The organism is Mycolicibacterium anyangense (genome assembly GCF_010731855.1).
Taxonomy (GTDB): domain Bacteria; phylum Actinomycetota; class Actinomycetes; order Mycobacteriales; family Mycobacteriaceae; genus Mycobacterium; species Mycobacterium anyangense.
On the sequence record NZ_AP022620.1, the window covers coordinates 4,859,097 to 4,882,720 of the forward strand.

Consider the following 23,624-nt stretch of genomic DNA (forward strand, 5'->3'; position numbering starts at 1 on the left):
CATGGGACCAAGGTCCCACGCTTACGGCAGTGCGGACAGCGCAGCGGCCACTGCGAGGGCCGGCACGTCGAGTGTCTTGGAGCCCAGGTCATGACGGGCTCCGGTGATCTCGACGATCTGCACCGGCGCCGGGATCAGGCGCGCTGCGGTCCGCAGTTCCCCGATGGTGCCGAACGGGTCGGCACTGCCCTGGGTGAACACCGTCGGTGCGGTGATCGCCCCGAAGTGCTCGGTGCGCAGCCGGTCGGGCTTGCCGGGCGGATGCAGGGGATAGGAGAACGGTGTGAGCAACGCCACCAGACCGGGGTTGTCCGCGGCGACCATCGAGGTCTGCCTACCGCCGTAGGAGTGGCCGCCGGCGATCAGCGGTCCGTCGGCCAGAGCCCGGGCTGCCGCGAGTGCCTCGACGATGCCCTCCCGGTCGCCGGCCGCCGAACCCGACGGCGGGCCCTTCGGCCGTCGTCGCCGATACGGCAGGTTGTAGCGCACGGCCAGCCAGCCCTGTGATGCCCACTGCTCGCAGATCCGGATCAGCATCGGTGACTCGCGGCTGCCGCCGGCGCCGTGGGTGAGCACCACAACCCCGGCCGGGGTGCCGGCCGGCTCGTGGGCGATACCGCCGATGTCGTCGAGGCTCGGGCTCATGCCTGCAGCCGCCACAGCGCGGAAACCGGCCCGTGGCCCGCACCCAGCGGGTAGGCCGCCCGTAGGCACTCGGTGACCCAGGTCTTGCCGAAGGCGACCGCATCGGGCATCGAATAGCCATGTGCCAGTGCGCAAGCCGTGGCGGCTCCCAGAGTGTCCCCGGCGCCGTGGTCGTGGCCGGTATCGATCCGCGGCGCGTCGAACTCGTAGAAGTCGGTGCCGTCATAGAGCAGGTCGGGGCTTTGCCCGCAGCCGCGCAGGTGGCCGCCCTTGACCAGGGCCCACTGCGGGCCGAGGGCGTGCAGTGCCTTGGCGGCCTCGCGCTGCGATGCGGAGTCGACGACGTCGATCCCCACGATCAGCCGCACCTCGTCGAGATTGGGGGTGACCAGGCTGGCCAGCGGGAACAGCTCGGTGCGCAGTGTCTGTAGCGCCGACGGGTGCAGCAGCGGATCACCGTGCATGGAGGCGCACACCGGGTCGACGACGAACGGGGTGTTGCCTGCCAGGCCGAGGTCACGCCAGGTGCCGGCGACGCTCTCGATGATGGCCGAGGACGCCAGCATGCCCGTTTTGGCGGCCTGAATACCGATGTCGGTGGCCACCGCCTCGATCTGTCCGGCGATCACGTCCGTCGGAATCTCATGGAAACCCTTGACTCCCAACGAGTTCTGGATGGTGACGGCGGTGACCGCCACCAGCGAGTGCACGCCGAGCAGTGCGAAGGTACGCATGTCGGCCTGAATGCCGGCGCCGCCGCCGGAATCGGAGCCGGCGATCGTCAGAACCCGCGGTGGGGTCTGGGTCGGCGGCGTCAACGGCAGCAGGTTCACGCTCACGAGTGTTCCAGAGGGATGTAGACCCGGTTGCCGTGTGCGGCGAACTCCTCGGATTTGGTCGCCATCGCGTCGCGGATGTCCTGCGTGATGCGCATCGAGCAGAATTTCGGCCCGCACATCGAGCAGAAGTGGGCGGTCTTGGCCGGCTCGGCGGGCAGTGTTTCGTCGTGGAACTCCTGCGCGGTGTCGGGATCCAGCGACAGCGCGAACTGGTCCTTCCATCGGAACTCGAAGCGCGCCTTGGACAAGGCGTCGTCGCGCTGCTGTGCCCGCGGGTGCCCCTTGGCCAGATCGGCTGCGTGGGCGGCGATCTTGTAGGCGATCACCCCGTCCTTGACGTCCTTGCGGTTCGGCAGACCCAGGTGTTCCTTGGGGGTGACGTAGCACAGCATCGCGGTGCCGGCCTGGGCGATGATCGCCGCGCCGATCGCCGAGGTGATGTGGTCATAGCCCGGCGCGATATCGGTGGCCAGCGGCCCGAGGGTATAGAACGGCGCCTCCTCGCAGAGTTCCTCCTCGAGCCGGACGTTCTCGACGATCTTGTGCATGGGCACGTGGCCGGGCCCCTCGATCATCACCTGCACGCCAGCATTTTTCGCGATCGTGGTCAGTTCGCCGAGGGTGGCGAGCTCGGCGAACTGAGCCGCGTCGTTGGCGTCGGCGATCGAGCCCGGCCGCAGCCCGTCACCCAGGGAGAACGTTACGTCGTAGCGGGCCAGGATCTCGCACAGTTCGCCGAAGTTGGTGTACAGGAACGACTCCTGATGATGTGCGAGCATCCACGCCGCCATGATGGAACCGCCGCGGCTGACGATCCCGGTCACCCGCTTGACCGTCAGCGGGATGTGGCGCAACAGCACCCCGGCGTGCACGGTCATGTAGTCCACGCCCTGCTCGCACTGCTCGATCACGGTGTCGCGGTACATCTCCCAGGTCAGCCGGGTGGGATCACCGTTGACCTTCTCCAGCGCCTGATAGATCGGGACCGTTCCGACCGGGACGGGGGAGTTGCGCAGGATCCACTCCCGGGTGGTGTGGATGTCGGCACCGGTGGACAGGTCCATGATCGTGTCCGCACCCCAGCGGATGGCCCACACCATCTTGTCGACTTCCTCGCCGATCGAGGAGGTGACGGCCGAGTTGCCGATGTTGGCGTTGACCTTCACGCCGAACGCCTTGCCGATGATCATCGGCTCGCATTCGGGGTGGCGGTGGTTGGCGGGGATCACCGCGCGGCCGGCTGCGACCTCCGTGCGGACCAGCTCGGCGGGCACGCCCTCGCGGGCGGCGATGAACGCCATCTCGGCGGTGATCTCACCGGCCCGGGCGCGCTGCAACTGGGTGCCTTCGCAGACCACACCCGGGCGCGGCGGCAGCCCGGCGCGCAGGTCGATCCTCGCCTTCGGGTCGGTGTAGGGCCCGGAGGTGTCGTACAGGTCGATGTGCTCGCCATCGGCGGTGGTCACCCGGCGAAACGGCACCCGCAGGCCAGGAAAGTCTTCGAGGTCGGTGTACCCCTTCACACTTCCCGCGATCGGGCCGGTGGTGACGGTGGGGTCGACAAAAACATCAGTCATCATTCACTCCCTACGCCGGCATTACCCGGACAGGTTCATACGGTCGACGGCACCGAACAGCCGTCCTCTCAGCGCACTTGGGTGTGCACTCCCGTGTGGTTGGTATTCCGTCGCCCACAGTAGCCCACGGCGCTGGGGGTCCGCCGAGCCGTGAGTTTCACGTTTTGCGGCGGTCTACTCGACCTTTCGCTGCGAAACGTGAAATTGGGCGACGGAGCCGGCAGCGGAGCGTTGTCGGTGCCCGGTGACAGGCTCCCGTCATGGCCAAGCGGGAGGTGTTCATCGGACGTGCGGCGCTGACGGATGGCCGGCTCACCAGGAGTGAGCTGACCCGTTGCTACCAGCCGCTTTTCCGTGGTGTGTACATGCCCAAGGACACCGATGTCACGCTGTGGGATCGGGTGAAGGCGGCGTGGTTGGCGACGGGCTGCCAGGCCGTGGTCACCGGCGTGGCCGCATCCGGACTGTACGGCGCGAATTGGGTCGACGCCCACACCACCATCGAGCTGATATCGCCGCGGCATGCGCGTCCCCAGCCGGGTCTGGTGGTCCGGCAGGAGGCGATTGCACCGGATGAGGTCACCACGGTCGCCGGCATCCCTGTCGTCGTGCGTGCCCGGGCCGCATTCGATCTGGGCAGGCACCTTGGACGCGCGGAATCGATCGCTCGGCTGGACGCGCTGATGCGCAACCAGCTGTTCTCCATCGAAGACGTGTCCTTGCTGGCCAAGCGGTATCCCGGAGCGCGCGGGCTGAAGCGGTTGGCCAACGTGCTGCCCCTCGTCGACGGCGGAGCGGCCTCACCGCAGGAGACCAGGTTGCGCCTGTTGTACATCGATGCCGGCCTCCCCCGTCCGCAAACCCAGGTACCGGTGTTCGACGGCAGGCGCGCGGTGCGGATCCTCGACCTGGGGTGGGAGCGGTTCCGGGTCGGCTCGGAGTACGACGGCGACGTGCACCGCACCGACCGCCGCTCCTACGTGAAGGACGTGCGACTGCGCCCGATCCTGGAACGTCTCGGGTGGGCGGTTGATCATGTCATCAAGGAGGACCGCGATGACGAGATCGTCGAACGTACCCGGCGACATCTGCTATCGCGGGGCTGGAGACCCTGAGCCGAGCGGCCCTGCCTCGAGTTTCACGTTTCGCAGGGATCTACTCGTACTTTCGGGGCGAATCGTGAGTTTCGGCGCGGATTGGCCTGGAAAGATTTGTATAGCTAACATATGCGTTATTGCGCCGTCGGCGCCCGCTGCTGCTACTGATCGATTGCTTACGAAACGAGACGTGCCCGTGACCACCGAGATTGACGCTGCCGAGATCGAGACCGACCGCCGCCGGCGGCGGATGGACCATGACCACCCGCACTACAAGTGGGTCGTGCTGTCCAACACCACGCTGGGCACCCTGCTCGCCACGATCAACTCCTCCATCGTCCTGATCTCGCTGCCTGCCATCTTCCGCGGTATCGGCCTGAACCCACTGGCGCCCGGAAATGTCAGCTACCTGCTGTGGATGCTGATGGGCTACCTGGTGGTCAGTGCCGTGCTGGTAGTCCCGTTCGGCCGGCTCGGCGACATGTTCGGGCGGGTCCGCATCTACAACATCGGCTTCGTGGTGTTCACCCTGTCGGCGATCGCGCTCTCGTTCGACCCATTCCAGCTCGACGGCGGAGCCATCTGGCTGATCGCCTGGCGGGTGGTTCAGGGTGTGGGCGGTGCGATGTTGATGACATCGTCCTCGGCGATCCTGACCGACGCCTTTCCGGCCAGCCAGCGCGGCATGGCTCTCGGCGTCAACATGGTTGCGGCAGTTGCCGGTTCGTTCCTGGGCTTGTTGATCGGCGGGGTGCTCTCCGAGATTCATTGGCAAGCCATCTTCTGGGTCGGCGTTCCCATCGGCATCCTCGGCACGGTGTGGAGCGTGTGCTCGCTCAAGGAGATCGGCACCCGCAATCCCGGCCGGATGGACTGGGCCGGGACCGTCACCTTCGGTGTAGGTCTGACCGTCCTGCTGATCGGCATCACCTATGGCATCCAGCCCTACGGTGACTCCACCACGGGCTGGCTCAACCCGTGGGTGCTCGGTGCGATCATCGCCGGCATCCTGCTGCTGGTGCTGTTCTGCATCATCGAACTGCGAGTGGCCGAACCGATGGTGGACATCCGGCTGTTCCGGTCCGCGTCGTTCGGGATGGGCAACCTGGCCGGCCTGATGTCGTCGGTCGGCCGCGGCGGACTGCAGTTCATGCTCATCATCTGGTTGCAGGGCATCTGGCTGCCCCTGCACGGCTACAGTTTCGAATCCACCCCGCTGTGGGCCGGCATCTACATGCTGCCGATGACGTTCGGGTTCCTGGCCGCCGCACCGATCGCCGGCTCGCTCGCCGACCGGTTCGGGGCCAGGCCGTTCACCGTCGGCGGCATGGTCCTGATGGCGCTGACCTTCGTGGCGCTGGTGATGATCCCGGTCAACTTCAACTACTGGGTGTTCGCCGTGCTGGTGTTCCTCAACGGCCTGGGTGGCGGCATCTTCACCGCGCCCAACACCGCGGCCATCATGTCCAGCGTGCCGGCCGCCCAGCGGGGTGCCGCCTCCGGTGTGCGGTCCACCTTCTTCAACGCCGGCTCGTCGCTGTCGATCGGCATCTTCTTCTCGCTGATGATCGTCGGCCTGGCCGGCACTCTTCCGGAGACGATGAGCAAAGGCCTTCAGGACCAAGGTGTTTCGGCGTCGGTGGCGCACGACATTGCCAACCTGCCGCCGGTCGGGAGTTTGTTCGCCGCGTTCCTCGGCTACAACCCGATCGCCGAACTCCTGGCGCCCTACCACGCGCTGAATCAACCCGGGGTCAACGTCGAAGTGCTGACCGGTAAGACGTTCTTCCCGAACCTCATCACCGAGCCGTTCCACGCCGGACTGGTGGTCGTGTTCGGTGCTGCGGCGCTGATGATGGTGATCGGCGCGATCGCCTCGCTGTTCAACCCCGGCCGCTACGCCGAGGATCTCGCGGACTAGCGCCAAGACATCGAATCACCGGTCGTGCTGGTGACGTTCGACCCTCCTGTGACTGCTGACGGCGCCATAGAGTGGCGGGGCAGTCTGGACGAGGGAGGGTGTCGCTGTGACCTGGCAGCAGATCCAGCCTTTCCTGGTGGCGCTGGCCGTCGGGCTGCTGCTCGGCTTCGAGCGGGAGCGCAGCCACAACCGCACCCTGCCCGCCGGTTCACGGTCGTTCGCTCTGCTGTCCCTGCTCGGTGCGGTCGCCGCCAGCATCGACATCCGGCTCGTAGTGGTCGGACTGCTCGGCATCGGAGTGCTGTTGGCGCTGGCCTACTTTCGGACCAGCGCCGAGGATCCGGGGACCACCACCGAGATCGCCGCGATCGTCGCCTACCTTCTCGGTGCGCTGGCCTACAGCCGGCCCGGCATCGCCGTCGCCCTGGCTGTGGTGGTGGCCGCCCTCCTGGTATCCAAATCGCGGATCCACCGGTTCGCCCGGGAGATCGTCAGCGAGGTCGAACTCGAAGACGCCATCAAGTTTTTCGTCGTGGCATTCGTGGTGCTGCCCCTGCTGCCGGACCGTGGGATCGGACCGTACGGCGTGCTCAACCCCGCGAAGATCTGGCTGCTCGTCGTCCTGCTCACCGGGATCGGGTGGGTGGGGTATATCGGCGTGCGCGCACTCGGTCCACAGCGTGGGCTGCTGGTGACCGGACTGGCCGGCGGCTTCGTCTCCGCCTCGGCGACCACCGCCTCGATGGGGCGGATCAGCCGCACCGGCGCGGGCCTGCGCGCCCCGCTGGCCGGCGCCCTGCTCGCCAGTCTGGCGACATTCGTCCAATTGCTGGTGGTGATCGCACTCGTCGACCTCGACGTGTTGCGGCGGCTGTGGATGCCGGTTGTGGCCGGACTGCTCGTGTTGCTCGGTGTCGCGGCTTTCGTGTACCGGGGCGCGATGCGTGACCAGCCGCCGACGCCCGACGAAGCGCCGCAGAGCCGCCCGTTCGCCCTGCGGCCCGCACTGATCCTGGCCGCGGTACTCACCCTCGCTCTGCTCGTCGGGCGTTGGGGCGCAGCCATTCTGGGCCCTCAGGGGGCGGTGTTGGCGGCCTTCGCCGCCGGCCTCGCCGATGCCCACGCCGGGTCGGTCGCGGCGGCCAGTCTCGCCGCCAAGGGGGACATCACCGTCGACACCGCACTGCTGTCGGTGGGGGCCGCGCTGGGCTCCAATCTCATTGTCAAGACCGTGCTGGCGTTCACCGCGGGCGGCCGTCGCTTCGGTCTGGGCTTCGTCGCCGCGATGGCCGTGCCCGCGCTGGTGTTCGCCGCTGCGCTGACTCTCGCCGTGGTGCGGGGCTGAGCCGTGCGCTACTTCTTCGCCGCCGCCCGCGCCGGCGCCGGCGCCGGGGTTGCTTCGGTGACCCACCGATCCAGCCGCCCGGCCATGCGCCACAGCGCGGCCTGCATCTCGTCGGGGCCGACCTCGGCCTGAGCGGACGCGGTCAGCCGATCGGCGATCCGGACCAGCGTCACCGCCGCCACCCGGGTGGTCCGATCACGAGATGCCCGCACACTCTGGGACATCACGTCCCGGAATTCGATCAGATCACCGATCGTGCGGGCCGCGGGCGCCGGCGTCTGCCGACGGTAGAACTCGATGAGCGCCTCGATACACGTCAATGTCTGATGTGCGGTGCTCTTCGGGATGAGGATGTCCGAACTCATCAAAGTCCCCACTTCGCACTGCGGCCGACCTACTCCGACAGCAGATCATCCGAGTGCGAACACGACGTGACGCCCGGGAGACGGCGCCGACTCACCAATCCGAACGGCCGGCGAGGATCAGGTCGTGCAATGCGAACACCGGCACGCCGACCGCCTCGGACAAGCGTGCCGCATACGCCCGGGCGATGCGGGGGCCGTCGCGCTGTTCGTCGAAGTCGCCCGTCAGATCGACCGCCACCCGACAGCCGAAGGTGTCTCCTGCCGGCACAACTTCGGCCCGCTGGACCCCCGCGGGTAACGGCAGTTCGGCTGCAGCCGCGCTGACCTGCTCCAGGGCGGCGGCCCAATCGACATAGACGGAAACAAACGATGCCACCCGACAATCCTTGCGTGCCGGCCCGAAGCCGGCCATGTGATTAGCCCAATGTTTACCTCGCGGCCACAGTTCGCGCGGCGTCTCGATGGGTGGAAACGGGCCACGACGGTGCCTTCGCCTTCGGTAGCTTCACTCAGCGTGCCCGCGCTGACCAATCGCCAGATCCTGCTGCGCCGCCGCCCGGACGGTCTGGTGAAGCCCGACGACGTCGAGCTGGTGAGCACCCCCGCCCCGGAACTGGCCGAGGGCGAGGCGCTGTTGCGCACCACCTACGTCGGCCTGGACGCCGCCGCGCGCACCTGGCTCAACGACCAGCCGGGCTATCTGCCGCCGGTGCAGATCGGCGAGGTGATCCGCGCGGCAGGCATCGGTGAAGTCGTGCAGACCCGCTGCGATGCGTTCACAGTCGGTGACGTCGTCACCACCCTGACCGGTTTCCAGGACTACGTGATCATCCGCGACGACATCTTCAGCACCCCGGTGCAGGCCGGCAGCGACCAGGAGGCGGTGATGAGCATCTACGGCCCGACCGGTGCCACCGCCTACTTCGGCATGACCGACATCGGCCGCCCGCGCGACGGCGAGACGGTCGTGGTCTCGGCGGCCGCCGGCGCCACCGGGTCGGTGGCCGGGCAGATCGCCAAGATCGCCGGCGCCCGGGTGGTCGGCATCGCCGGCGGCCCGCAGAAGTGCACGACGGTGGTCGAGGACTTCGGCTTCGACGCCTGTATCGACTACCAGAACGACGACGTGCGCGCCGCCCTGAAGCAGCACTGCCCCAAGGGGGTTGACGTCTATTTCGACAACGTCGGTGGCCCCATTCTCGACGCCGTGCTGGGCCGGCTGGCCATGCGGGCGCGCGTGGTGCTGTGCGGCGTCATCTCCAGCTATCTCACCGGTGAGCATCCCGGCCCGTCGAACTACGTGAACCTATTGGCCAAGAGCGCCTCGATGGAGGGCTTCAATGCGCTGGACATGTGGGACCGCTTCGAACAGGCCTACGCCGACCTTCGCCGCTGGGAGGCCGAGGGCAAGCTGGTACACCGCGAGACCGTCTACGACGGACTCGAACGCTGCGTCGACGCCCTCAACGGCCTCTTCACCGGGGCCAACATCGGCAAGATGCTGGTGAAGGTCCACGAACCCCAACGTTGAGTCAGACGTCACGCCGAGTTGCACTCGCACAACGTGTGCGTGAGTTCTGAATCAACGCTGCAGATCGACCAGCACCGGCGCGTGATCGCTGGGGGCCGGGTCGCCCTTCTTGCCCGGGCGGCGCTCGTCTTTCACGATCTCGCCGTGCACCACGCGCTCGGCGAAAGCCGGTGAGCCCAAGATGAAGTCGATCCGCATGCCGCGGCGCTTCTGGAACGCCAGCTGGGTGTAGTCCCAGTAGGTGTAGACGCCGGGGCCCGGGGTGAACGGGCGAACCACGTCGGTGAACCGGGTCGCGGCGAACGCGTCGAAAGCCGTCCGTTCGGCCGCCGAGACGTGGGTGGAGTTCTCGAAGACCGAGATGTCCCACACATCCTCGTCGGTGGGCGCGATGTTCCAGTCGCCGACCAAGGCGATCTGCGCTGCCGGATCGCGCTGCAGCCATGAATCGGCCGTATTACGCAGGGCGGCAAGCCATTCCAATTTGTATTGGTAGTGCGGATCGTCGAGGGTACGGCCATTCGGGATGTACAGGCTCCACACCTGCACCCCGGCGCAGGTGGCCGCCAACGCCCTGGCCTCGGCCTTGGCATCCACCCCGTCCTTGCTCCAGGACGGCTGGCCGTCGAAACCCACCTGCACGTCCTCCAGGCCGACGCGGGAGGCGATCGCCACCCCGTTCCACTGGTTGAACCCGCAGTGCACCACCTCGTAGCCGGCCTCCAGGAACGGCATGGTGGGGAACTGGTCGTCAGAGCACTTGGTCTCCTGCATGGCCAGCACGTCGACGTCGCCGCGCTGGAGCCAGTCCACTACGCGGCCCACCCGGGTGCGGATGGAGTTGACGTTCCAGGTGGCGATTCGCAGGGCGTCGGCGGGCATGGGCTACAGCGTACGACCGAGCACCGACCGCGCTTCGACGTAGCGCTGATGGTGGTGCAGGACGAAGCCCAACCCGCTGTACAGCGCGGTCGCACCGGCATTGTCGTCCAGCACCTGCACGTAGCCGCGGTCCGCGCCGTGATGTGCACCCCAGCCCAGCAGCGCACGGCACAGCGCCCGGGCGTGGCCACGGCGACGGTGTGGCTCGCCGACGCGCACCGCGGAGATTCCCAGCCAGCGGGTGCCGTCCGGCGCGGACGTCACCGCTCCGCGGCCCACCGCCACACCCGCGATCGAGGCGAAGGTCACCTCGCCGTCGATGACGGCGGTCAGCACCTCCACCGGCACGTCGCGCTCATAGCGCGCCAGCCAGGACGCGTCCGGGTGGTCCTGAAAGTCCACGGCCGCATCGGTATTCGTCTCGGTCAGGTCGCACACCATCACCCGGGTGCGCTTGATACCGGCGGTGCGCACCGGCAGGAGCCGGTCGGGCAGCGCCAGCCAGGGCTCCAGGCCGCGCTCGCCATACCAGTCGATCACCGCCCCGATGCCGGCGATGGTGGCCGAAACATCGAGTGGCACAGCAGAATTAGCCCGGCTGGTGTAGCCGCCACCAGCTCGCAGGAACCAGCCGTCGTGCCAGTGCTGTTCGGTTCCAGGCCAGGCCAGTGCAGCGGCGTGCTCCAGGGCCCGGATCTCCGAGGCGCGGACCGGGCGGTCGCTGAGCTCACGTACGGCGACGATATCGGCGGGGGTGATCGTGACGACCTCGCCGGATTTGGTCCGCAGCACCACCGGATCCAGGGACTGCACGTGGCCGATCACGTCGGTCATCGGCGGTGCGCTTCCCGCCGGCAGCCGGTAGCGGATGCTGACCCGGGCGCCGACCGGCGGAAGGCCGGCCATCAGTGACCGAACGGGTCAGGCACCTCGCCGGGCATCCAGGACAGGCCGGGGACACCCCAGCCGTTGCGCTTGGCAGCCTTCTTGGCGGCCCTGGCGTGACGGCCGATCAGCTTGTCGACATAGAGGAAACCGTCGAGGTGTCCCGTCTCGTGTTGCAGCATCCGGGCGAACAGACCGTTGCCCTCGAGCGTGACGGGCTGGCCGTCGGCGTCCAGGCCCGTCACCCGGGCCCAGGTCGCCCGTCCGCAGGGAAAGGACTCGCCGGGAACCGACAGGCATCCTTCGTCGTCGTTGTCCGGGTCGGGCATCGTCTCGGGGATTTCCGAGGTTTCCAGCACCGGGTTGATCACCACCCCGCGCCGCCGGGTGGTCTGGCCGCGGTCATCGGCGCAGTCGTAGACGAACAGCCGTTTGCCCACGCCGATCTGGTTGGCCGCCAGACCGACACCGTTGGCCGCGTCCATCGTGTCGTACATGTCCTTGATCAGATCGGCCAGATCCGCGGGCAGAGAACCGTCGGCTCCGACCGGCACCGGGCTGGTCGGGTTGTGCAGGACGGGATCACCCAAAATCACAATTGGTCTGACTGCCATGATCGGCAAGCTTAAGTCAGCCGACGCGCGGGCTCGGCTGCCGACCCAACCGACGTCAGCGTGATTGAATGACGCCAACACACGGATGTCTCACGGTCAGAACTTTGCGAAAGGGTCCACAGAGCGAAATGGACGGCGCCATGGCACGGGCTGAGCGCTCCAACGACGACGCTGACCTGCCCGAGGGGCTGACTCGCCGTGAATACGACATCCTGGCCTTCGAACGGCAGTGGTGGAAGTACGCCGGAGCCAAAGAAGAAGCCATCAAGGAACTGTTCTCGATGTCGGCAACCCGCTACTACCAGGTGCTCAACGCACTGGTCGATCGCCCCGAGGCGCTCGCAGCGGACCCGATGCTGGTCAAGCGTCTGCGCAGGCTTCGGGCCAGCCGTCAGAAGGCGCGTGCGGCCCGCCGGCTGGGCTTCGAGGTTCCCTGATTTTTCGGGTTGACGGCCGTCGCTGGCTAAGGTGGGGCCGATGAACGAGCGCGTTCCCGATTCCTCGGGCCTGCCCCTGCGGGCCATGGTGATGGTGTTGCTGTTCCTGGGCGTCATCTTCCTTCTCGTCGGCTTCCAGGCGATGGGTTCGGGTAGTGACTCCAGCGACGACACGTCGTCGGTGCGCACGGTGACCCCCACCACGAGCGCCACCAAGACCTCGACGGCGGCCGCCAAGGCCGACGTGCGGGTGTTCAACGTCGGCGGTGAGGAAGGGGGCGCAGGCCGGATCGGCGACCGGCTCAAAGAGGCCGGCTGGAATGTGACCGAGACCAGCAACCTGTCCGCACCGTCGGTGACCGCCACTACGGTGTACTTCGGTTCCACCGATGGCGAGCAGCAGGCGGCCGAAGCGGTCGCCAAGGTGCTCAACGCACCCGTCGCGCCACGAATCCCCGAAATCGCCGAGCAGCCACCGGGCGTGATCGTTCTGGTGACGGGATAGAGTTCGGGGCATGGTCACGTCCGTCAGCCAGGCGAAGATCGCCACCGCCGTCCTGTTCGTTGCTCCCGTCGCGTTGCTGACGGCCTGTTCGCCGAATGAGCCGGTTGCCACGCAGCCCGGCACCACCCCGCCGGTGTGGACCGGCTCGCCCGATCCCTCGGCCCAGGCCGAGGGCCACAGCACGGGTCCCGAGCAGGTCACCGAGGTGACCAAGACCCTCAACGCGGTCATCACCGGGGTGGACGGTTCCCAGCTCGCTGCGGCCACTGTCGAATTCACCGAGAAGTACGCCACGGTGACCGTGCAGACCACTGGCGCGGGCAAGCTGGCCCCCGGCCTGCACAACCTGCAGCTGACCTCCGTCGGCAAGTGCGAGCCCAACTCGGTGGGCCCAGCCGGCGGCAACCCCGGCGACTTCCTGTCGGCCGGCGACCCGATCGCTCCCGCGGGCCCGACCGGCCCGCTGGTGCCGCTGCAGGTGAAGGCTGACGGCACCGGAACGCTTGTCACCACAACGGACGCGTTCAAGGAAGAGCAGCTGCTCGACGGCGACAAGTCGGCCATCGTCATCTATGACAAGTCCGACACGACTGCAGCCGACCAGACCGCTGGTAAGCGGGTGGCGTGCGGTGTCCTCAGCTCCGGGTAGCCCCACCGCTGGTAAGCGCGCCGTTACGCGTATCGACTTCGCCGGTTCGCCTCGGCCCACCCTCGGCGTCGAGTGGGAGTTCGCGCTCGTCGACGCCAAGACCCGCGACCTGAGCAACGGGGCCGCCGCGGTGATCGCCGATCTCGGCGACAACCCGCACGTGCACAAGGAACTGCTGCGCAACACCGTCGAGATCGTCACCGGAGTGTGCGACACCGTCGACGAGGCGATGGCAGACCTGAGTTCGACCTTGCGTGAGGTGCGCGGCGCGGTCCGGGAGCGTGGGATGGACCTGTTCTGCGCGGGAACCCACCCGTTCGCCGAATGGTCCTCGCAGAAGCTCACCGATGCTCCCCGCTACGCCGAGCTGATCAAGCGCACCCAGTGGTGGGGACGGCAGATGCTGATCTGGGGTGTGCACGTGCACGTCGGGATCTCCTCGGCGCACAAGGTCATGCCGATCATCTCCTCGCTGCTCAACTACTACCCCCACCTGCTGGCGCTGTCGGCGTCCTCGCCGTTCTGGGTGGGGGAGGACACCGGCTACGCCAGCAACCGGGCGATGATGTTCCAGCAGTTGCCGACCGCCGGCCTGCCGTTCCAGTTCGAGACGTGGCGGCAGTTCGAGGAGTTCGTGCACGACCAGAAGAAGACCGGCATCATCGACCACATCAACGAAGTGCGTTGGGACATCAGGCCTTCCCCGCACCTGGGCACCGTCGAGGTCCGCATCTTCGACGGGGTGTCCAATGTGCGTGAGCTCTCGGCGCTGGTGGCCCTGACGCACTGCCTGATCGTCGACCTGGACCGTCGGCTGGACGCCGGAGAACAGCTGCCCGTCATGCCGCCCTGGCACGTTCAGGAGAACAAATGGCGTGCAGCGCGCTACGGCCTGGATGCCATCATCATCCTCGACGCCGACAGCAACGAACGGCTGGTCACCGAGGATCTCGACGACCTGCTGACACGGCTGGCTCCGGTGGCCGAATCACTGCACTGCGCCGACGAACTGGCGGCGGTGGCCGAAATTCCGCGCCGCGGTGCGTCGTATCAGCGTCAGCACCGGGTAGCCGACGAGAACGGCGGCGACCTGCATGCCGTGGTCGACTCGCTGGTGGCCGAGCTCGACATCTAGCCTGATGAGGAGGCGCGGCATGACACGTCAGCGGGTGGGGCTCGCAGTCCTGACGGCCGTGCTGGTGCTGGCCGGTGCGGGCTGCGCCGAGCCGATTCCCGGCGCTCCGGTCGCGGTGCCGGGTCAGGCGGGCAAGCCGCTGGCACCGGCGGATCTGTCCAGCACCACGTGCCGGCAGTACCTGGCCATGGACGACGCCACCCGCCGCGCGGTGATCAAGGCCATCGGCGAGAAGGGCAATCAGCTGATCGGCCTCAACCCCGAGGTGTGGGTTGGCGTGGCCTCCGCGCTGTGCACCTTCGTCGACCCCAGCGCCCCGGTGCGCGACATCCTGATCGGGCAGGGCCTGCGATGAACCCGCAACCGATGTTCCCGTTGCAGTCCGCCCTGCTGCCGGGTGAGATCCTGCCGCTGCGGATCTTCGAACCGCGCTACTCGCAGCTGGTACAGGACTGCCTGGCCACCGATGATCCGGCCTTCGGCGTCGTGCTGATCACCCGTGGCCGGGAGGTCGGTGGTGGCGATGTGCGCAGCGATATCGGCGCCCTGGCCCGCATCGCCGAATACGCCGACCAGGGCATGGGTCAATATCAGCTGAATGCCGTTGTGTCGGAACGTATCCGGGTGACGCAGTGGCTATCCGACGATCCGTACCCCCGGGCTGTCATCGAGCCCTGGCCCGACGAGCCGGGTCCGCCGGTCGGTCCGGAGCGCATCGGTGAGGTGGTCGATCGTATTCTCGCGCTGTTCGAACGGATCGTGAGTGCCCGCGGGGCGCAGTTACGTCCGGATGCGCTCGCGGTCGACCCCGAGGTTGCCGACGACGCCGCCCGGCACATCTACGCCCTTGCCTCCCGGGTGCCCATGGGCCAGGCCGACCGCTACGCGCTGCTGGCCGCACCGACGCTGGCCGAGCGGGTCGACGTGTTCGTGGATGCGCTCGAAACCGTTGCGGCGATGGTGGAATTCCAGATCGCCGAGGAGTAGCGAGGGCCGGTCAGATCTTGCTGGCGGCGACGAACGTGGTGTCCGGCACTACGTCGGGGTCGGCGGGAGGACGTTGATAGTGCTCCATCAGATCCGGTGCGTCGATGGTTTCCACCTCCCAGTCGCGATCGGTGAGCCAGTCGGCCACGTCGGTCCGCGCCTCGATGTACCACAGCGCCGCGGTGTCGGGAATCTCGTCGATACCCGCGTCGGCGGCTGCCTGCCGCGCCTGAGCCATCCGCTCTCGGCGGCGTTCCATCAACTCCGGTGAGTAGAAATCGCGCCCGAAGGCTTCGACGGCCAACCGGCTGCCTTCGGCGCTCAGCTCGTCGATGCGCTCGAACAACAGGTCCTGATCGCGGGCCGACAGGTAGGGCAGCAGTCCTTCGGCGCACCACACCGTCGGGCGGGACGCATCGAAACCGCTCTGCTGCAACGCCTGCGGCCAGTCATGACGCAGGTCTACCGGCACCGAGACGTACGCCGTCGCCGGCCGCGCATTGTGCCGGCGCAGAACCTGCTCCTTGAACTCGAGCACCTTGGGTTGGTCCAGTTCGTAGATGGTGGTGCCGCTGATCCACGGCAGTCGCCAGGCCCGAGTATCCAGTCCGGCCGCCAGGATCACCACCTGGTCCAGACCGTTCGCGCCCGCGGTGGTGAAGAACTCGTCGAGGTACTTGGTGCGCGACGCGATATAGGCGGCCATGGTCTTCATCCGGGCCAGCACCTGATCGTCGGCCTTGCCGATATGGGCCAGCGTCTCCTCGGTGAACGCCGGCTGCCACCCGGACTCGGCGGCCGCTTCGATGAAGAAGTGGGCGTAGGGATCGGTGTAGAGCGGGCAGTGCGCGTCGGACTCGGCGGCCCGCGCCCGCGCCACGGTCAGCGCGGTGGCGCCGACCCCTTCGGTGATGTCCCAGGTGTCGTCATCGTGGCGGCTCACGACTTCCTGTCTACACCGTCACCTTCGCTGTGATCCCGAATCTCGTCGGTGGTCAGCAGATCATCACGGATGTTCTGCTCGCGGTAGGCCAGCTGACCCACCCGGTGTGCCACCACGGGAGCCGTGATCAGGGTGAAGATGCCGGTCAGGATGATCATGCCGATGTCGACGTTGCCCCGCAGCCGGATCGCCGCGCCACCGAGGACCAGCAGCAGACCCAACACCTGGGGTTTGGTGGCGGCGTGCATGCGGGTCAGTGTGTCGGGGAAGCGAACCACGCCGATGGCCGCCGTCAGCGCCAGTGCCGAACCGCCGAGCACCAGCACCGCGGTCAGGATGTCCAGGGCGGTGTTCATTGCTCGGGCCGATCCACGTCGGGCACCCGGAAACGGGCCACGCTCACCGATCCCACGAAGCTGATCAGGGCCAGTGCGGCCAGGCTGTAGGTGACGGTGGTGTCCAGCGTGTAGGCCGCCCAGGTGCCGATCCCGCACATCGTGACCGCCACCATCGTGTCGACGGCGACCAACCGGTCCAGTGTGCTGGGCCCGGCGAGCAACCGGATCATCGTCACCGCCGCCGCCGCGATCAGCATCGTGCCGGCCAGCACCCATACGATCGTCACGGCGTCACCCCCTCGGATTCGCTTGCCGCCGGTCGCCATTCGGAGTCCCGCTCGAAGGCGGCCACCAGCAGCCGCTCCAGCTTGGCGGCCTGCCGATAGAACCGGTCGACCGAGCGTTGCGAACCCACGTCGAGCACGTGGACGTACACCAGTCGGCGGGTCTGGTCGATCTCCAGGACAATCGTGCCGGGGGTCAGGTTCATGATGTTGACGCCCAACGCCAGGACCAGATCCGACTTCAGCGCCAACCTCGCCCGCAGGACGGCGGACAGCGGGGGGCGGCCCGGCCGCAGTGCCAGCCAGGCCACCTGTGTCGAGGACTCCACCAACCACCACGCCACATTGAGCGCCAGCCACAGCAGCGACAGCGGATGCACTTTGCCTTGCACCGGGACCGCCGGCAGCGGCAACAGCAGGGTGATCAGCAGTGCCACGGCCAACCCCGAGAGCACGTTGGCCACCGAGATCGTGCCCCACAACAGCAGCCAGACCAGGACCAGCCAGACCACGACCCAGACCTTCAGCAATAACGTCCTCATGGGCGGGCCCCCAGTACGGCGCTGATGTACTGACCGCGGTCCAGCACTTCATCGGCGGCCCGATCGCTGTAGCTGAAGAGTGGGCCCGCGGCCACCGTCAGGGCCAACCCGACGGCGATCAAACTCATTGTCGGAACTACCATTCCGATCGGCATCCGGCCGACGTCGTCGCGGTCGACGAAGGCGACGTCCTGTGAGTAGTGCTCGAGCAGAGCTGACGGTGCCGAGTCGGCCATCGCACCCTCCGGCGCGTCGACGCGGGCCCGCCAGAACGCTTTGGTCCACACCCGAGCCACCACGTAGAGGGTCAGCAGACTGGTCACCACCGAGCCGGCGACCAGCAGCCAGGCCAGCACGGAGCCGCTCTGGGCGCCCGCCTCCAGCAGCGCGACCTTACCGATGAAGCCGGAAAACGGCGGTATGCCACCGAGATTGAGCGCAGGGACGATGAAGACGAACGCCAGCAGCGGGCTGGCGGCGGCCAACCCGCCGAGGCGGCGCAGGGTGGACGCGCCGGCCTGCCGTTCGATGAGTCCGACCACCAGGAACAGCGTGGTCTGGACCACGATGTGGTGCGCCACGTAGTAGATGGCTCCCGACATGCCCAGCCGGCTCGACAGCGCGATCCCGAACACCATGTAGCCGATGTGGCTGACGAGGGTGAACGACAGCAGACGTTTGATGTCGCTCTGCGCGATCGCACCGAGGATGCCGACCACCATGGTCAGCAGCGCGGCGACGAGCAGGACGTTGTCCAGGCCGCCGCCGGGAAACAGCAGCGAGTGGGTGCGGATGATCGCGTACACACCGACTTTGGTGAGCAGGCCCGCGAACACCGCGGTGACCGGGGCAGGCGCGGTGGGGTAGGAGTCGGGCAGCCACGCCGACAGCGGGAACACCGCGGCCTTGATGCCGAAGGCGACCAGCAGCACCGCGAACAGGGCGCCGCGGGTACCGCTGCTGACGCTGTCCAGTCGCAGCGACAGCTCGGCCATGTTCAGGGTCCCGGTGGCGGCGTAGATCAGCGCCAGCCCGATCAGGAAGATCAGTGACGACACCATGGAGACCATCACGTAGGAGATCCCGGCCCGCACCCGCTCCTTGCTGGCGCCGATGGTCAGCAGCACGAAGCTCGCCGACAACAGCACCTCGAAACCGACGTACAGATTGAACAGGTCGCCGGCCAGGAAAGCGGTACACACGCCGGCGGACAGCACCAGATAGGTAGGCAGGAAGATCGACACCGGCTGGCGGTCGTCGCCGTCGCGGATACCCTGCCCGATGGCGTAGAACACCACGGCCAGCAGCACGATCGCCGACACCACGAGCATCAGGGCCGAAAGCCGGTCGGCCACCAGTGTGATTCCCAGTGGCCCCAGACCGGCGTCGGTCGGGCCCCAGCCGCCGACGTGCAGTGCCTGCGTGCCGTCCCGATCGGTGAGGTAGACCAGCACCGCGCATACAGCCAGCACCGCGCTCAGTGCGACCACCGTGAGTAGCCGCTGCAATCGTGGCCGCCGGCCGGCCACCAGCGTCAGCGCGGCCGCCAACAGGGGAATCAGTACCGGCAGCGGCATCAGCACACCCGAGAGGCTCATCGTGACCCCGCATGCCCGGGTAGTGCGTCGAGTTCGTCGGGCTCGTCGGTATCGCGGGCCGCCACGGGCTCCGGTGTGTCCTCGTCGATCGAGGAGGCCTCCTCGTCGGACAGCTTGGACACCCGGGTGTCCTCGGGATCGTTCTCGACGTCCTCCTCGGTGGTCAACCGGAACGACCGGTAGGTCAGGGCGAGTACGAAGGCGGCGATGCCCATGGCGATGACGATGGCGGTCAGGATCATGCCCTGCGCCAGGGGATCGGCCGTGGTGGTCTCCGATCCGCTGGTGCGCCCGCGGACCGGTGGATTGCCCGACGGGCCCCCAACGGTCAGGATCAGCAGATTGACCGCATTGCCGACGAGCAAGAGTCCCAACAACATCCGGGTCAGGTTGCGCGACAGCAGAAGGTACACACCGCAACTGGTGAGCCCACCGATGATGATCAGCGGAACGAGGTAGGTGTTCATCGGACCGCCACCTTCGCCGGTGCCTCGGCCATCTCGACGTCGATGCGGGCGCCGAGGCTGCGCAGCACGTCGAGGACCAGTCCCACCACGATCAGGTACACCCCGAGGTCGAAGAACAGGGCGGTGACGAACTTGACGGTGCCGAGCAGGGGGACGTCGAGTGTGACCACCGCCGAGGACAGCACCGGAGCGCCCAGCAGCATCGAGGCCACCGCAGTTCCCGCCGACAGCACGAGGCCGAAGCCCAGGATCTTGCCCGCGTCCAGTGGCAGCGTCTCGCCGAGTTCGTAACGGCCGCCCGCCAGATAGCGCAGCACCAGGGCCAGCCCGGCCGTCAGCCCGCCGGCGAACCCGCCGCCGGGGGTGTTGTGGCCGGTGAAGAAGAAGTACACCGACAGCACCATGATGAGCGGGAAGATCAGGCGGGTGGCCACCTCGAGCACCAGCGAGCGGTAGCGGGGGTCACGTAGTTCGCTGCCCCGAAGCCAAGTGGTGTCGCTGACCGCCGGGCTGTACGGAAGCGGTGGCAGCTGGCCGATGTCGGGCTGACCGGCATCGGAAACCCTTGGCGCCGAACCGAATCGGCGGTTGCGGAACACCAGCGACGCGACCCCGGTCGCGGCGACCACCAGCACCGATATCTCGCCGAGGGTGTCCCAGGCGCGGATGTCGACCAGCAGCACGTTGACGGTGTTGGCGCCGTGGCCGCGGAAGTAGGCGGCGTCGGGCAGCAGCTCGGCGATTCCGGTGGTGCTGCGGGCCGCCTTGGCGAACACCGCCAATGTGGTGACCGTTGCACCCACCGCCAGGGCGATCAGCACCTTGGGCAGTCGGTACCGCTTGGCCGCCGCCTCTTCAGCTTCGGCGGGCAGGGTCCGCAGCACCAGCACGAAGATGACCAGCGTGAGGGTTTCCACCAGGAACTGGGTGAGCGCCAGGTCGGGGGCGCCGTGCAGGGCGAAGATCACGCCGCAGCCGTAGCCGGTGATGCCCACCAGCAGCACTGCCGCCAACCGGTTGCGCATCACGGTCGCCGCCACCGCGGCGGCCAGGATCAGCAGGCCGACCACGGGTTGTATGGGGGAGTCCCACAATCGGAAATTCGGGCGGTCACGGGTACCGAAGATCAGGACCGTAATGGGAAGCAGCACCAGGGTGGCCAGGATGACCGACTGCGTGACCGGGATCGACCCGCGCTGGGTGACCGCCGTCAGACGGACCGAGAGCACGTCGGCACCACGGATGATCGCGTCGTACACCCGGTCGGCGTTGGCCAGCGGCCGGTAGCGGCCCAGCCGGGCCCGCTGCAACCGGTCGCGTCCGAAGAATGCCAGCACACCGACGGTGAGGACAAGAGCCGACAGCGCCACCGGCAGTCCGAACCCGTGCCACAACTCCAGGGTGTATCCGCCGTCGGCGGCGCCTGCGGCGGGCAGGCTGTCGGCGTAGTCGTCGAGGGTGTGGTCCAGCGGGCTGGGCACCAGCCCGAAGAACAGACCAGCCGCGGCCAGGATGGCGGGGGAGACCAGGAAGGCCGCTGCCGGCCGGTGCAGGTTGGCCACCAGCGAACTCGGACCCTGAAAACCCTTGCGCGCGAAGGCTCCCCACAGAAAACGCAGACTGTAGACGGTGGTGAACACCGACCCCGCGACCACTCCGGCCAGCACGACCGGAGCCCACGGTCCGAGTGACTCGCTGTGGGCGAGGGTCTCGAAGTCGGCTTCTTTGGCGACGAAGCCGAGGAAGGGCGGCAGGGCCGCCATGCTCGCGGTGGCCCCGGCGGCGATGACGAACAGCACCGGCATCCGCTGACCCAGCCAGGCCAGCCGCCGGATGTCGCGGGTGCCGGTGGAGTGGTCGATGACGCCGACCACCATGAACAGCGTCGCCTTGAACAGAGCGTGGGCACACAGCATGGCCAGGCCGGCGAGCATCATGTCCTGCCCGCCGGCGCCCACCATCACCGAGATGAACCCGAGTTGACTGACGGTGCCGAAGGCCAGGATGAGTTTGAGGTCATTCTCGCGCACGGCGCGCCAGCCGGCCAGCAGCATGGTGACAATGCCCAGGGTGATGACCGTCGGCCGCCACCCGGGTGAGTCGGCGAAGCCGGGCGTAAGCCGGGCGATCAGGTAGACGCCGGCTTTGACCATGGCGGCCGCGTGCAGGTAGGCGCTGACCGGGGTGGGTGCGGCCATGGCGCCGGGAAGCCAGAAATGGAAGGGCACCAGGGCCGACTTGGAGACGGCGCCGACGAGCACGAGCACGACGCCGATCGCGACAGCGGTGCCGTGCGGCGGTGCGGCCACCAGTTCGGAGAGCAGGTAGGTCCCGGAGTAGTGGCCGAGGATGACGATGCCGACCAGCATCGCCAGCCCGCCCGCGGTGGTGACCAGCAGCGCCTGCATCGCGGCGCGTCGGCTGGTGGCACGCTCGGCGTAGTGGCCGACGAGCAGGAACGACAACACCGTGGTCAGTTCCCAGAACATGTAGAGCAGCAGCATGTTGTCGGCGACCACCAGGCCGAACATGGCCCCGGAGAACCCGACCAGTTCGGCCGCGAAGCTGGGTAGCCGGTTTTCGGTGTGGCCGTCGCGGTGGTGGAAGTACTCCGCGCAGTAGAACAGCACCAGCGCACCGATGGCCAGGACCAGCACGCTCATCACCGCCGCGAGGGTGTCGAAGCGCAGCGTGATGTTCATCGACAGTTCGGGCACCCACGGGATGTCGACGGTGGGCACCGGACCGCCAGCGGGTGGCCAGTTCAGTACCACCCAGCTCAGCGATGCTGCCGGTACGAGTGCCAGAGGGTAGAAGGCCAGCCGTCCCCAGCGGTGCACGAGGACCGGCGCCACGGCGGCGGCGATCGCGTGCGCGAGCAGGATGACGAGCATGGCACTCCGGTTCGTTTCGGACGCGCGGGGTGCGCGTCGTGATCTGTTCGGCGCTGAGGGCGCCGGTGATCCACTGGTCGGTCGGGGTGTCAGCCAAGTTTTTCGGCTAGGTCTTGTGGTCCAGTCTACGTTGTTGACCCTGCCGCATAATCCTCGGTTGTTGGGGTGGTGTGTGAATGCTACTTAAAGAGCCTGTGTCGCAGCCTCTTTCGCTATCTGGAACGGCAGTGGTTGCGGACCGGAAGGCTGTGCCCGACCAATCCGATGCCGCCACCGAGGATCGGCCAGATCGGCCAGAAGTACCAGGCGCCTGCCGTCAGGGCCACCGCGAGCCAGACCGTCAACACGATCGCGACCATCGCGAGGTACGCCGTCAGATGAATGCGCACCGAGGCCCGGGCCGCTTTCCTGATGGCCGCCGCACGCCGCGGATCGGTGCGGCGCAGGTGCTCGACCGGCAGGTCGGCGACGACGCGGCGCAGGTCGTCGGTGGTCTGGGCGGCGAAGGCCGACTGGAGGCGGGTGTCGTACTCGGCGAGGTCGAAGTATCCCTGGGCGAGGGCGTGTGACAGCAGGTCCGCCGTGGCGGCGCGGTCGTGGTCGCCGACGCGGGCTATCGCGGTATTCATACCGTCCAACGTTGACATGTCGCTACTGGACTGTCAACGGTTGTGTTGAATGAACGGGTGACCGAACACCGCACCGTCAGTGCCAGCCGGGAGATCGCCGCCCCTGCCGCCCGGATCTTCGAACTCATCGCCGACCCGGCGCGCCAGCCGGAGTGGGACGGCAACGACAACCTCGGGCACGCCCCGACAGGCCAGCGGGTCCATTCCGCGGGCGAAGTCTTCACCATGACGCTCAAGCAGGGTGTCGTTCGCGAGAATCACGTGGTCGAGTTCACCGAGGGCCGGCTCATCGCCTGGCGGCCGTCCGAGGTCGGTGCGACACCGCCCGGTCACCTCTGGCGGTGGGAACTGCAGCCCATCGACGACGGCCGGACCCTGGTCACCCACACCTACGACTGGACGAACCTCACCGATACCAAGCGGATGGAGCGGGCCTTGGCCACGACGACCGACAAGCTGCGCGCCTCGATAGACCGGCTGGCCGCGATCACCGAAGGCGACCCGTCGAGCTGACC

General features: G+C 67.7%; 27 protein-coding genes and 1 riboswitch. Of the genes, 11 read left to right on the forward strand and 16 right to left on the reverse strand.

What is annotated here, in order from left to right; genetic code table 11:
* Positions 1-21: 21 nt before the first annotated feature.
* The 3 genes from G6N35_RS22895 to thiC all read right to left on the reverse strand — a co-directional run bounded on the left by G6N35_RS22895 (position 22) and on the right by thiC (position 3,061).
* A complete protein-coding gene (locus tag G6N35_RS22895) occupies positions 22-645 on the reverse strand; it encodes an alpha/beta hydrolase family protein (RefSeq protein ID WP_163806340.1) in 624 nt (207 codons plus the stop codon).
* Positions 642-1,478: a bifunctional hydroxymethylpyrimidine kinase/phosphomethylpyrimidine kinase gene (gene thiD / locus G6N35_RS22900; protein ID WP_163807875.1), complete on the reverse strand. Its 837-nt coding sequence runs from the start codon at positions 1,476-1,478 to the stop codon at positions 642-644. Before thiD ends, G6N35_RS22895 begins: the two co-directional genes overlap by 4 nt.
* A gap of 2 nt (positions 1,479-1,480) precedes the next feature.
* Entirely contained in the window at positions 1,481-3,061 is a 1,581-nt protein-coding gene (gene thiC, locus G6N35_RS22905; RefSeq protein WP_163806342.1) for a phosphomethylpyrimidine synthase ThiC, read from the reverse strand.
* Positions 3,052-3,166: riboswitch (TPP riboswitch) on the reverse strand. Its footprint overlaps the gene before it by 10 nt.
* Before the next feature lie 155 nt (positions 3,167-3,321).
* Between thiC and G6N35_RS22910 the strand changes: the two genes are divergently transcribed.
* From G6N35_RS22910 to G6N35_RS22920, 3 genes are all read left to right on the forward strand, one after another.
* On the forward strand, positions 3,322-4,176 hold the full coding sequence (locus G6N35_RS22910; RefSeq protein WP_170313146.1) for a type IV toxin-antitoxin system AbiEi family antitoxin: 855 nt from the start codon (positions 3,322-3,324) through the stop codon (positions 4,174-4,176).
* A gap of 178 nt (positions 4,177-4,354) precedes the next feature.
* Positions 4,355-6,079 carry an MFS transporter gene (locus G6N35_RS22915; protein ID WP_163806344.1) on the forward strand — a complete coding sequence of 575 codons (1,725 nt, stop codon included), beginning with the start codon at positions 4,355-4,357 and terminating at the stop codon, positions 6,077-6,079.
* A 106-nt stretch (positions 6,080-6,185) separates the two neighbouring features.
* On the forward strand, positions 6,186-7,424 hold the full coding sequence (locus tag G6N35_RS22920) for an MgtC/SapB family protein (protein WP_163806346.1): 1,239 nt from the start codon (positions 6,186-6,188) through the stop codon (positions 7,422-7,424).
* Positions 7,425-7,432: 8 nt separating this feature from the next.
* On the opposite strand, the gene G6N35_RS22925 is transcribed toward G6N35_RS22920, so the two are convergent.
* Together G6N35_RS22925 and G6N35_RS22930 are read right to left on the reverse strand one after the other, a co-directional pair.
* The gene (locus G6N35_RS22925; protein WP_163806348.1) at positions 7,433-7,789 is read right to left on the reverse strand and encodes a hypothetical protein; all 357 of its coding nucleotides are present in this window, start codon (positions 7,787-7,789) and stop codon (positions 7,433-7,435) included.
* 91 nt (positions 7,790-7,880) lie between these two features.
* The gene (locus G6N35_RS22930; RefSeq protein WP_163806350.1) at positions 7,881-8,201 is read right to left on the reverse strand and encodes a hypothetical protein; all 321 of its coding nucleotides are present in this window, start codon (positions 8,199-8,201) and stop codon (positions 7,881-7,883) included.
* Positions 8,202-8,303: 102 nt separating this feature from the next.
* Here G6N35_RS22930 and G6N35_RS22935 point away from each other — a divergent pair, with 102 nt between their 5' ends.
* Positions 8,304-9,320: an NADP-dependent oxidoreductase gene (locus G6N35_RS22935; RefSeq protein WP_163806352.1), complete on the forward strand. Its 1,017-nt coding sequence runs from the start codon at positions 8,304-8,306 to the stop codon at positions 9,318-9,320.
* 51 nt (positions 9,321-9,371) lie between these two features.
* On the opposite strand, the gene G6N35_RS22940 is transcribed toward G6N35_RS22935, so the two are convergent.
* From G6N35_RS22940 to G6N35_RS22950, 3 genes are read right to left on the reverse strand one after another with little or no spacing between them, the layout of a single operon-like run.
* Positions 9,372-10,187 carry an exodeoxyribonuclease III gene (locus G6N35_RS22940; RefSeq protein ID WP_163807877.1) on the reverse strand — a complete coding sequence of 272 codons (816 nt, stop codon included), beginning with the start codon at positions 10,185-10,187 and terminating at the stop codon, positions 9,372-9,374.
* 18 nt (positions 10,188-10,205) lie between these two features.
* Entirely contained in the window at positions 10,206-11,108 is a 903-nt protein-coding gene (locus tag G6N35_RS22945; protein ID WP_163806354.1) for an N-acetylglutamate synthase, CG3035 family, read from the reverse strand.
* Positions 11,108-11,701 (reverse strand): peptide deformylase, encoded by a 594-nt coding sequence (locus G6N35_RS22950; protein WP_163806356.1) that lies wholly within the window; start codon positions 11,699-11,701, stop codon positions 11,108-11,110. Before G6N35_RS22950 ends, G6N35_RS22945 begins: the two co-directional genes overlap by 1 nt.
* Before the next feature lie 128 nt (positions 11,702-11,829).
* Between G6N35_RS22950 and G6N35_RS22955 the strand changes: the two genes are divergently transcribed.
* The 6 genes from G6N35_RS22955 to G6N35_RS22980 are packed head-to-tail and all read left to right on the forward strand — an operon-like array spanning position 11,830 to position 15,414.
* Positions 11,830-12,138 carry a nucleoid-associated protein NapA gene (locus G6N35_RS22955; protein ID WP_059015596.1) on the forward strand — a complete coding sequence of 103 codons (309 nt, stop codon included), beginning with the start codon at positions 11,830-11,832 and terminating at the stop codon, positions 12,136-12,138.
* Positions 12,139-12,178: 40 nt separating this feature from the next.
* Positions 12,179-12,643: a LytR C-terminal domain-containing protein gene (locus tag G6N35_RS22960; protein WP_163806358.1), complete on the forward strand. Its 465-nt coding sequence runs from the start codon at positions 12,179-12,181 to the stop codon at positions 12,641-12,643.
* Between the two features lie 10 nt (positions 12,644-12,653).
* Positions 12,654-13,292: a superoxide dismutase family protein gene (locus G6N35_RS22965; protein WP_163806360.1), complete on the forward strand. Its 639-nt coding sequence runs from the start codon at positions 12,654-12,656 to the stop codon at positions 13,290-13,292.
* Complete coding sequence (locus tag G6N35_RS22970) at positions 13,273-14,427, forward strand: glutamate--cysteine ligase (RefSeq protein WP_407664576.1); 1,155 nt, start codon at positions 13,273-13,275, stop codon at positions 14,425-14,427. The genes G6N35_RS22965 and G6N35_RS22970 overlap by 20 nt, the downstream gene beginning before the upstream one ends.
* A 19-nt stretch (positions 14,428-14,446) precedes the next feature.
* Positions 14,447-14,782 (forward strand): hypothetical protein, encoded by a 336-nt coding sequence (locus G6N35_RS22975; RefSeq protein ID WP_163806364.1) that lies wholly within the window; start codon positions 14,447-14,449, stop codon positions 14,780-14,782.
* Complete coding sequence (locus G6N35_RS22980) at positions 14,779-15,414, forward strand: LON peptidase substrate-binding domain-containing protein (protein WP_163806366.1); 636 nt, start codon at positions 14,779-14,781, stop codon at positions 15,412-15,414. Before G6N35_RS22975 ends, G6N35_RS22980 begins: the two co-directional genes overlap by 4 nt.
* A gap of 10 nt (positions 15,415-15,424) precedes the next feature.
* On the opposite strand, the gene G6N35_RS22985 is transcribed toward G6N35_RS22980, so the two are convergent.
* The 8 genes from G6N35_RS22985 to G6N35_RS23020 form a co-directional block, all read right to left on the reverse strand.
* The gene (locus G6N35_RS22985) at positions 15,425-16,357 is read right to left on the reverse strand and encodes an SAM-dependent methyltransferase (protein WP_163806368.1); all 933 of its coding nucleotides are present in this window, start codon (positions 16,355-16,357) and stop codon (positions 15,425-15,427) included.
* Positions 16,354-16,713: a monovalent cation/H(+) antiporter subunit G gene (gene mnhG / locus G6N35_RS22990; RefSeq protein WP_163806369.1), complete on the reverse strand. Its 360-nt coding sequence runs from the start codon at positions 16,711-16,713 to the stop codon at positions 16,354-16,356. Before mnhG ends, G6N35_RS22985 begins: the two co-directional genes overlap by 4 nt.
* Positions 16,710-16,982 (reverse strand): monovalent cation/H+ antiporter complex subunit F, encoded by a 273-nt coding sequence (locus tag G6N35_RS22995; protein WP_163806378.1) that lies wholly within the window; start codon positions 16,980-16,982, stop codon positions 16,710-16,712. The genes mnhG and G6N35_RS22995 overlap by 4 nt, the downstream gene beginning before the upstream one ends.
* Positions 16,979-17,521 carry a Na+/H+ antiporter subunit E gene (locus G6N35_RS23000; protein WP_163806380.1) on the reverse strand — a complete coding sequence of 181 codons (543 nt, stop codon included), beginning with the start codon at positions 17,519-17,521 and terminating at the stop codon, positions 16,979-16,981. Before G6N35_RS23000 ends, G6N35_RS22995 begins: the two co-directional genes overlap by 4 nt.
* Entirely contained in the window at positions 17,518-19,119 is a 1,602-nt protein-coding gene (locus tag G6N35_RS23005; RefSeq protein ID WP_163806383.1) for a Na+/H+ antiporter subunit D, read from the reverse strand. Before G6N35_RS23005 ends, G6N35_RS23000 begins: the two co-directional genes overlap by 4 nt.
* Complete coding sequence (locus tag G6N35_RS23010) at positions 19,116-19,586, reverse strand: Na(+)/H(+) antiporter subunit C (RefSeq protein WP_163806385.1); 471 nt, start codon at positions 19,584-19,586, stop codon at positions 19,116-19,118. Before G6N35_RS23010 ends, G6N35_RS23005 begins: the two co-directional genes overlap by 4 nt.
* Complete coding sequence (locus G6N35_RS23015; protein WP_163806387.1) at positions 19,583-22,480, reverse strand: Na+/H+ antiporter subunit A; 2,898 nt, start codon at positions 22,478-22,480, stop codon at positions 19,583-19,585. Before G6N35_RS23015 ends, G6N35_RS23010 begins: the two co-directional genes overlap by 4 nt.
* A 212-nt stretch (positions 22,481-22,692) precedes the next feature.
* Positions 22,693-23,127, reverse strand: coding sequence for a DUF1707 SHOCT-like domain-containing protein (locus G6N35_RS23020; protein ID WP_246224478.1), 435 nt, complete (start codon positions 23,125-23,127; stop codon positions 22,693-22,695).
* Between the two features lie 39 nt (positions 23,128-23,166).
* On the opposite strand from G6N35_RS23020, the gene G6N35_RS23025 reads away from it, so the two are divergent.
* Complete coding sequence (locus G6N35_RS23025; RefSeq protein WP_163806388.1) at positions 23,167-23,622, forward strand: SRPBCC family protein; 456 nt, start codon at positions 23,167-23,169, stop codon at positions 23,620-23,622.
* The last annotated feature ends 2 nt before the right edge of the window (positions 23,623-23,624 follow it).